Source organism: Streptomyces triticirhizae, assembly GCF_003696235.1.
In the GTDB taxonomy this organism is placed as follows: Bacteria; Actinomycetota; Actinomycetes; order Streptomycetales; family Streptomycetaceae; genus Streptomyces; species Streptomyces triticirhizae.
Map to the genome: position 1 here is coordinate 1 of NZ_RFFJ01000263.1, position 6,787 is coordinate 6,787.

At 75.1% G+C, this 6,787-nt stretch carries 7 protein-coding genes; 3 read left to right on the plus strand and 4 right to left on the minus strand.

Features of this window, described 5'->3' with window-relative positions:
* Positions 1–222: 222 nt before the first annotated feature.
* Positions 223–1,113, minus strand: a complete 891-nt coding sequence (gene sigJ / locus EBN88_RS27525) for an RNA polymerase sigma factor SigJ (RefSeq protein WP_122399755.1) — start codon at positions 1,111–1,113, stop codon at positions 223–225.
* 318 nt (positions 1,114–1,431) lie between these two features.
* Between sigJ and EBN88_RS30900 the strand changes: the two genes are divergently transcribed.
* Entirely contained in the window at positions 1,432–1,896 is a 465-nt protein-coding gene (locus tag EBN88_RS30900; protein WP_158621558.1) for a GNAT family N-acetyltransferase, read from the plus strand.
* Between the two features lie 82 nt (positions 1,897–1,978).
* On the opposite strand, the gene EBN88_RS27535 is transcribed toward EBN88_RS30900, so the two are convergent.
* On the minus strand, positions 1,979–2,923 hold the full coding sequence (locus tag EBN88_RS27535; RefSeq protein ID WP_199742506.1) for a zinc-binding alcohol dehydrogenase family protein: 945 nt from the start codon (positions 2,921–2,923) through the stop codon (positions 1,979–1,981).
* Between the two features lie 71 nt (positions 2,924–2,994).
* Here EBN88_RS27535 and EBN88_RS27540 point away from each other — a divergent pair, with 71 nt between their 5' ends.
* The gene (locus EBN88_RS27540) at positions 2,995–3,636 is read left to right on the plus strand and encodes a TetR/AcrR family transcriptional regulator C-terminal domain-containing protein (protein ID WP_199742507.1); all 642 of its coding nucleotides are present in this window, start codon (positions 2,995–2,997) and stop codon (positions 3,634–3,636) included.
* A gap of 164 nt (positions 3,637–3,800) precedes the next feature.
* Positions 3,801–5,480, plus strand: coding sequence for a DUF885 domain-containing protein (locus tag EBN88_RS27545; protein ID WP_122399756.1), 1,680 nt, complete (start codon positions 3,801–3,803; stop codon positions 5,478–5,480).
* Positions 5,481–5,589: 109 nt separating this feature from the next.
* Here the strand turns inward: EBN88_RS27545 and EBN88_RS27550 are convergent, their stop codons facing one another.
* Both EBN88_RS27550 and EBN88_RS27555 read right to left on the minus strand, forming a co-directional pair.
* Entirely contained in the window at positions 5,590–5,904 is a 315-nt protein-coding gene (locus EBN88_RS27550; protein ID WP_122399757.1) for a hypothetical protein, read from the minus strand.
* A 169-nt stretch (positions 5,905–6,073) separates the two neighbouring features.
* Positions 6,074–6,787 (minus strand): SbcC/MukB-like Walker B domain-containing protein (locus tag EBN88_RS27555; protein ID WP_267902612.1); only part of this gene is annotated, 714 nt, incomplete at its 5' end.

Genomic DNA, 6,787 nt, shown 5'->3' on the forward strand with positions numbered 1-6,787 from the left:
GTCCGCCGCGCGCGGCGCGGGCAGCCGGCCGCTCGACGACGGCGCGGGGCGGTCGCCCCTTCCGGGACGCTCCGGCAGCTGTTGACCCGTCATGGTGCCCCCCTGGTCGGCTCCCGGCCGGCCCCCCGGCCGGTCGGCCCCCGGCCATTGTGCCCGGCCCGGACGCCCAGGGCGACCACGCCGCCGCCGGCGGGCCGTTCGGCGCCGCCCCGAGCGGGCCGGTCAGCCGGCCAGGTGGCCCAGCTTGCCCGGGTTGTTGACCAGGTAGATCCGCCGCACCAGCCCGTCCTCGAACTCCAACAGCATGGCGGCGTAGGGCCCTTCGGGCCCGTGGACGTAGACACCAGGGGCGCCGTTGAGCACGGTGAACTCGGCGACCAGGCCGGCCGGGGCGTCGGGCCCGACGGCCCCCAGGAAGCGGCTGACCTTGTCCACGCCCTCGATGGTCCGGCGCGGCGCCTTCGCGTGGCCGCCGCTGTCGGCGACCAGGGTGACGTCGGCGGCCAGCGTGTCCAGCAGCGCGGCCACGTCGCCGTTGAGGGCGGCGGCCAGGAAGCGTTCGGTGAGGGCGCGCTGGTCGCGGGCGTCCACCGGGTAACGGGGGCGGCGCTCGGCCATGTGGCGGCGTGCCCGGACGGCGAGTTGGCGGACGGCCGGCTGGTCACGGCCGAGGGCCTCGGCGATCTCCGGGTAGCCCAGGCCGAACGCCTCCCGCAGCACGAACACCGCGCGCTCCAGCGGGGAGAGCGACTCCATCAGCAGCAGCACGGCGTAGGAGACGGTGTCGGCGAGCAGCGCGCGGTCGGCGCCGTCGGGCGCGGCGGCCGCCGGGGCGACCGCGTCGGTCGGCAGCGGCTCGGGGAGCCACGGCCCGACGTATGTCTCCCGGCGGGTGGCGTGCTCCCGCAGCCGGTCGATGGCCAGCCGGGTGACGATCCGCACCAGGTAGGCGCGGGGGTCGCGCACCGCGTCGCGGTCGGCGGCCGACCAGCGCGGCCAGGCGTCCTGGACCACGTCCTCGGCGTCGGCGACCCGCCCCAGCATCCGGTAGGCCACACCGAACAGCAGCGCTCGGTGTGCCTGGTAGGTCTCCAGCAGCGCGTCGTCAGCCACGTCCCCATCCCACCAGGCCCGGCGGCCGGTCGCGCGGCCGGGTCCCCGTAGGCCGGCGGCCGGCGGAACTCCGGCAGGTGATGGTCCTTTACCCGTCGGTCACAGCTCGTTCGTGACCAGGCAATAACCAGGGACGACAGTGCGGTTATGGATAAGTGGGACACTCCGCGACCGACGCTCCACCTCGCTCGTCTGGGCCTGCCCGGGCGCGGCGACGGGTGTCCGTCGGGACGCGGTCGCGCCGCGTTGGCGCCGGATGCCGGAACCACACGGCACGGCACGGCGCTGACGGAGGCGACACTCGCCGGTGGGGAGCGCGTGTGGCTGCGCCGGGTCGGCGAGGCCGACCTGCCGGCCGCCCTCGACCTGCACGCCCGCTGTTCGCCGGGGAACCTGGCGCAGCGGTACCCGGGCGGGGCGCGGGAGGCGGACGACTATCTGCGGCACCTGTTGAACGGGCGCCACGGGGCGAGCGTCGCCGCGCATCTGGGCACCGGTCAACTGGTCGGGCTCGGGCACGTGTTGTGGGACGGACCCGAGTCGGAGGTGGCGCTGCTGGTGGCGGACGACTGGCAGCGTCGCGGGGTCGGCGGGGCGCTGCTGGGCGCGCTGGTGGCGCTGGCGGTGGCGCGGCACTCGGCCGGCCTGTACGCGGTCGCCCAGGCGGGCGACGCCGAACTGCTGGGCGCGCTGCGCGCCACCGGGCTGCCGTTGACCGAACACTCGGACGCCGACGACGCCCTGGTGGTGTCGGCGCCGCTGCCGGCGCGGGGGGTGCGGTAAGCCGACCCACGGCGTTGGGCACGGCCGGCGGCGCGGCGGGCCGCGCCTGCCGGCGGGGGGGTGGGCACGGCCGGCGGCGCGTTCAGTCCGGCACGACGACGGCGCGTTCGGGGCCGGTGAAGGCCCAGGCGTCCGCGATCCGCGACAGCGGGAACGCGCGCACCGGCGCGACGATCTCCCCGGCCGCGAGCCGGCGCATCACCTCGGGCATCGCCGCCACGATGGCATCGAGCGAGGTGGAGCCCGCACCCGAACCACGCACCAGGAGGCGGCGGCTGCGGAGCAGCCCGGCGGGGAGGGCCGCTGACTCGCCCGCGCCGGCGCCGATCTGCACATGGACGATGTCCGCCGGGTCGTCGTGGAGTCCGCGTCGTGCCAGGGCGGCCCAGGCCGCCTCGGCCGGCGGACCCCAGACGTAGTCGAGGATGATCGAGGGCGCCGTGCCGGCGAGCGCGGCGCCCAGCGCCTCGGGTCCCTCGTCGAACGACACCGGCACGCCGCCGAGGCGTTCGACCTCGCGCAGGCGGTCCGGGTCGCGGCCGACGCCGACGACGCGGTCGGCGCCGAGCAGGCGGGCGGCCTGCACCGCCGTCCGCCCCGCGACGCCGGTCGCGCCGAGGACGAGCACGGTGCCGAGCGCCGCCACCTCGCGCCGGCGCCGGGCGAGGGGCAGCCAGCCGCTCATCGCCGGGTTGAGCCCGCCGGCGATCAGCACGGGGTCCGCGCCGTCCGGCAGCGGGATTCCCATGCGCGCGGCGACGCGTTCGGCGAGCGTCCCCCAAGGCGCACGGACGAATCCGGCGTAGACCGGCGCCCCGTCCGAGCCCACGGCCACGCAGTCAACCCCGGGAACCAGCGGGTAGACGCCGGCGCTGCCGTAGTGGCCGCCCGAGGCCAGGCGGCGGACGAGCGGGTGGAGACCGGCCGCCAGCACCGTCAACGCCGACTCCGCTTCGACGGGTTCAGGGTCGGCGAAGTCCGCGAGAACGGGAGGCGCACCCGCGTCGTTGATCACCGCTGCCTTCATCGAAGCACTCTCCTTAACGTCGTTAAACACAACGCCCCGGAGTCTGCCTTAACGCTGTTAAACTGTCAATCGTGGCCAAGGGACTGACCCGCGACGCGATGGTGGACGCCGCGTTGGCGGTGCTCGACGAGACGGGAATCGAGGGGCTGACCGTGCGCGCGGTCGCGGAGCGCCTCGGGGTGAAGGCGCCCGCGCTGTACTGGCACGTGCGGGACAAGCAGGCGCTGGTCGACGAGATGGGGACGCGCGTCTGGAGCGGGATCGCGGCCGAGGCGGCGGCCGTCCCCCGCACCGGCTGGCGCGAGGTCTGCGCGGGCTACGCGTGGGCGGCACGCCGTGGGCTCCTCGCCCACCGGGACGGCGCGCGCGTCTTCAGCGGCACCTACCTCACGGACGCTGAGGTGCTCCGCCAGCAGGAGGGCACGCTGGCCTGGCTGGGCGAGCGGGGGTTCACCGCCGAGGCGGCGACCGACGCGTTCGCCGTCCTCACGGCCTTCGTCGTGGGCCACTGCATCGAGGAGCAGGCCCGCCTCCAGGCCGAGCACGACGGGTACACGCTCGCCCGCCGCGCGGAGCGGGTCGGCGCGGACGAGCACCCGCTGGTCGCCGCGTCCGGACGGCACATGTTCGCCGGTGACGGCGGGACCCGCTTCGACGCGCTCCTGAGGGTCGTCCTCGACGGCATCGCCGGGCTGCGTTCGGAGCGGCGCTGAGGCGGCCGCGGCGCTCGGCGCGGCGGGCCGCGCCTCCCGGCGGGGGCCGTGACGCGCGGGGAGATGTAGCGGAGGCGGGGAGGGTCGGCGGGGGTTCGGGGGGTGACCCGGCTGCCGCTGGGCACGATGGTGACGAACCCCGACTCCCGTACCAGGATGGCCCCATGGCTGACACGACCACCTCGCTCCCCCGTCAGCTCGCCGACGCCTATGTCGACGAGTTGATCGCCCTCGACCCCATCACCGGCACCTACCTCGGCGACCCCGCGAGCTCGGGCCTGCTGCCCGACTTCTCGCCGCAGGGGCTCGCGGCGGAGGCGGCGTTGTCGCGGCGCACCCTGGACCGGCTGGCCGTCGCCGAGAAGCTGCCCGGCGCCGAGGCGGCGGTCGAACGGCGCTGCGCCCGGCTGCTGCGGGAGCGGCTGAACGCCCAACTGGCGGTGTTCGAGGCCGGGGAGCCGCTGCGCGCGATGAGCAGCCTCTACTCCCCCGCGCACTCGGTGCGGACGGTGTTCCCCGTCATGCCGGCCGAGACCGAGGAGGACTGGTCGGCGGTGGCGGCCCGGCTGCGGGCGGTGCCCGGCGCGCTCGACGGGTACCGCGCGTCGCTGCGCGAGGGGTTGGCGCGCGACCTGCCGGCCGGGCCCCGGCAGGTGACGGAGACCCTGGAACGGCTGGACGAGTGGCTGAGCCAACCCGGCGGCTGGTTCGCGGAGTTCGTGGCGCCGGGGCCTGAGGCGCTGCGCGAGGAGCTGGACGCGTCGGCGCGGCAGGCGACGGACGCGGTCGCCGGCCTGCGGAGCTGGCTGCGCGAGGAGTACGCGCCCCGGGTGGCCGGGGCCAGCGACGTGGCCGGCCGCGAACGGTACGCGCTCTGGTCCAGGTACTGGAACGGGACGGACCTCGACCTGGACGAGGCGTACGCGTACGGCTGGTCGGAGTTCCACAGGCTACGCGCGGAGATGGTGACGGAGGCCGAGAAGATCCTGCCGGGCGCCGACCCGTGGGCCGCGCTGCGCCACCTCGACCAGCACGGCACGGTGGTCGAGGGCGTGGACGAGGTGCGCGCGTGGCTGCAACGCCTGATGGACGAGGCGATCGAGGCGCTGGACGGCACGCACTTCGAACTGGCCGACCGGATCAAGCGCGTCGAGGCCCGGATCGCTCCGCCGGGAAGCGCGGCCGCGCCCTACTACACCGGCCCCTCGATGGACTTCTCCCGGCCGGGCCGCACCTGGCTGCCGACGATGGGTCAGACGAAGTTCCCCGTCTACGACCTGGTCTCCACCTGGTACCACGAGGGGGTGCCCGGCCACCATCTCCAGCTGGCGCAGTGGGTGCACATCGCCGACCAGCTGTCGCGCTACCAGACGGCGGTGGGCGGGGTCAGCGCCAACATGGAGGGGTGGGCGCTGTACGCGGAGCGGCTGATGGACGAGTTGGGGTTCCTCACCTCGCCGGAGACCAGGCTCGGCTATCTGGACTGTCAGATGATGCGGGCGGTGCGGGTGATCATCGACATCGGGATGCACCTGGAGCTGCGCATCCCCGACGACTCGCCGTTCCGGCCGGGCGAACGCTGGACGCCGGAGCTGGGCGGGGCGTTCTTCCAGCGGCACAGCGGCCGGCCGCCGGAGTTCATCGCGAGCGAACTGGTCCGCTACCTGGGCGCGCCGGGGCAGGCCATCGGCTACAAGCTCGGCGAACGCGCCTGGCTGCGCGGACGGGAGGCCGCGCGGGCCGCGAGGGGCGCGGACTTCGACGCGAAGAAGTGGCACATGGCGGCGCTGTCGCTGGGCTCCCTGGGCCTGGACGACCTGGAGGCGGAACTGGCGGTGCTGTAAGGGATGTTGGTCGGCGCGGGCGCTCGGCGCCCGCGCCGGGCCCGGGCCGGCCGGGGTGTCCGGACGGCCCGGAGCCGTCCGGACACCGGGGCGGGGCGGCGGCGTCGAGTCACATGGCGGTGACGAGCAGGGTGACAACTGCCGCCAAGGCGGACACGACGGTCGAGAGTGCTGCCGGAGTGGTGACGCCTTGAGTGGGGCTTGCCCAGAGCCCTCGGTTCAGCGTCCTCCATCCGTGAGGGATCATGGCCATTCTCATCTTCTGCCACTTGTGTTGCCTGATGCCGCACCCCATGAGGATGCCGGTGGAGTTCTTGCGGCACAGCGTGCCGTCTCGGTTGACGGCGCAGCACCAGAACGGCGCCTGGAGGCCGCCCCGACCGGTCGAGCGTTCCGTGTCTCCACGTTCGGTGTCGGTCAACACGGCCCCGCCACCCGTGTGTTGAGCAGGCTCGGTGGTGACCCGGTGCGCCCCGCCAGAACACCACGGGAGCGGCCCGAGCGGGGCGGCGTCGCCATCGGGGCCGCCTTCCGCGATCGCCTGGTGGGAGGGCCGCAGGCGAAAGGGGCGGGTGGGTGGGCGAAAAACCAGCTCAGAGCCCCGCAGGGTGGTCGCGGTGGCGGACCGTGGAGCCTCGGCGGGTCTTGATGACCTCCAGTTGGCTGGGGACGCGGGACCTGAGGTCGGGGACGTGGCTGACGATGCCGACGTGGCGGTCGTGTTCCCGCAGGCCGTCGAGCACGTCGAGGACCTCGTCCAGGGACTGTTCGTCGAGGCTGCCGAATCCCTCGTCGATGAAGAGGGTGTCCAGGCGCCGGCCGCCGGCCTCGGCGCTCACCACGTCGGCGAGGCCCAGGGCCAGCGCCAGGGAGACGAAGAAGGACTCGCCGCCGGAGAGCGTCGCCGTGTCCCTCGCGCGGCCGGTCCAGGCGTCCAGCACGTTCAGGCCGAGCCCGGAGCGGGCGCGGTGGGCGGCGCGGGCGTCGGAGTGGACCAGCGCGTAGCGGCCGGCGGACATGTGTTGGAGGCGGACGCTCGCCGCCTCGGCGACCTGCTCCAGGCGCGCGGTGAGGACATAGGTCTCCAGCCGCATCCGGTACTCGTTCTGCGGGGAGGTGCCGGCGGCCAGGCCCGCGATGCCGGCGATGCGCCGGCTCTCCTCGCGCAACGGGGCCAACGCCCGTGCCTCGGCGGCCAGTTCGGCGCCGAGCGCGTCGAGGTCGGCGCACCGCTGGCGGGCGGCGGCCTCGGCCGCCGAGGCGGCGCGGAGCCGGGCGGTGGCCGCCTCCCAGGCGGCCTGGCTGGC

Excerpts from the sequence above, each read along its gene's own strand:
- EBN88_RS27535 (WP_199742506.1), bottom strand. The coding sequence starts at position 2,923 with ATGAAGGCAGCGGTGATCAACGACGCGGGTGCGCCTCCCGTTCTCGCG.
- EBN88_RS27545 (WP_122399756.1), top strand. The coding sequence starts at position 3,801 with ATGGCTGACACGACCACCTCGCTCCCCCGTCAGCTCGCCGACGCCTAT.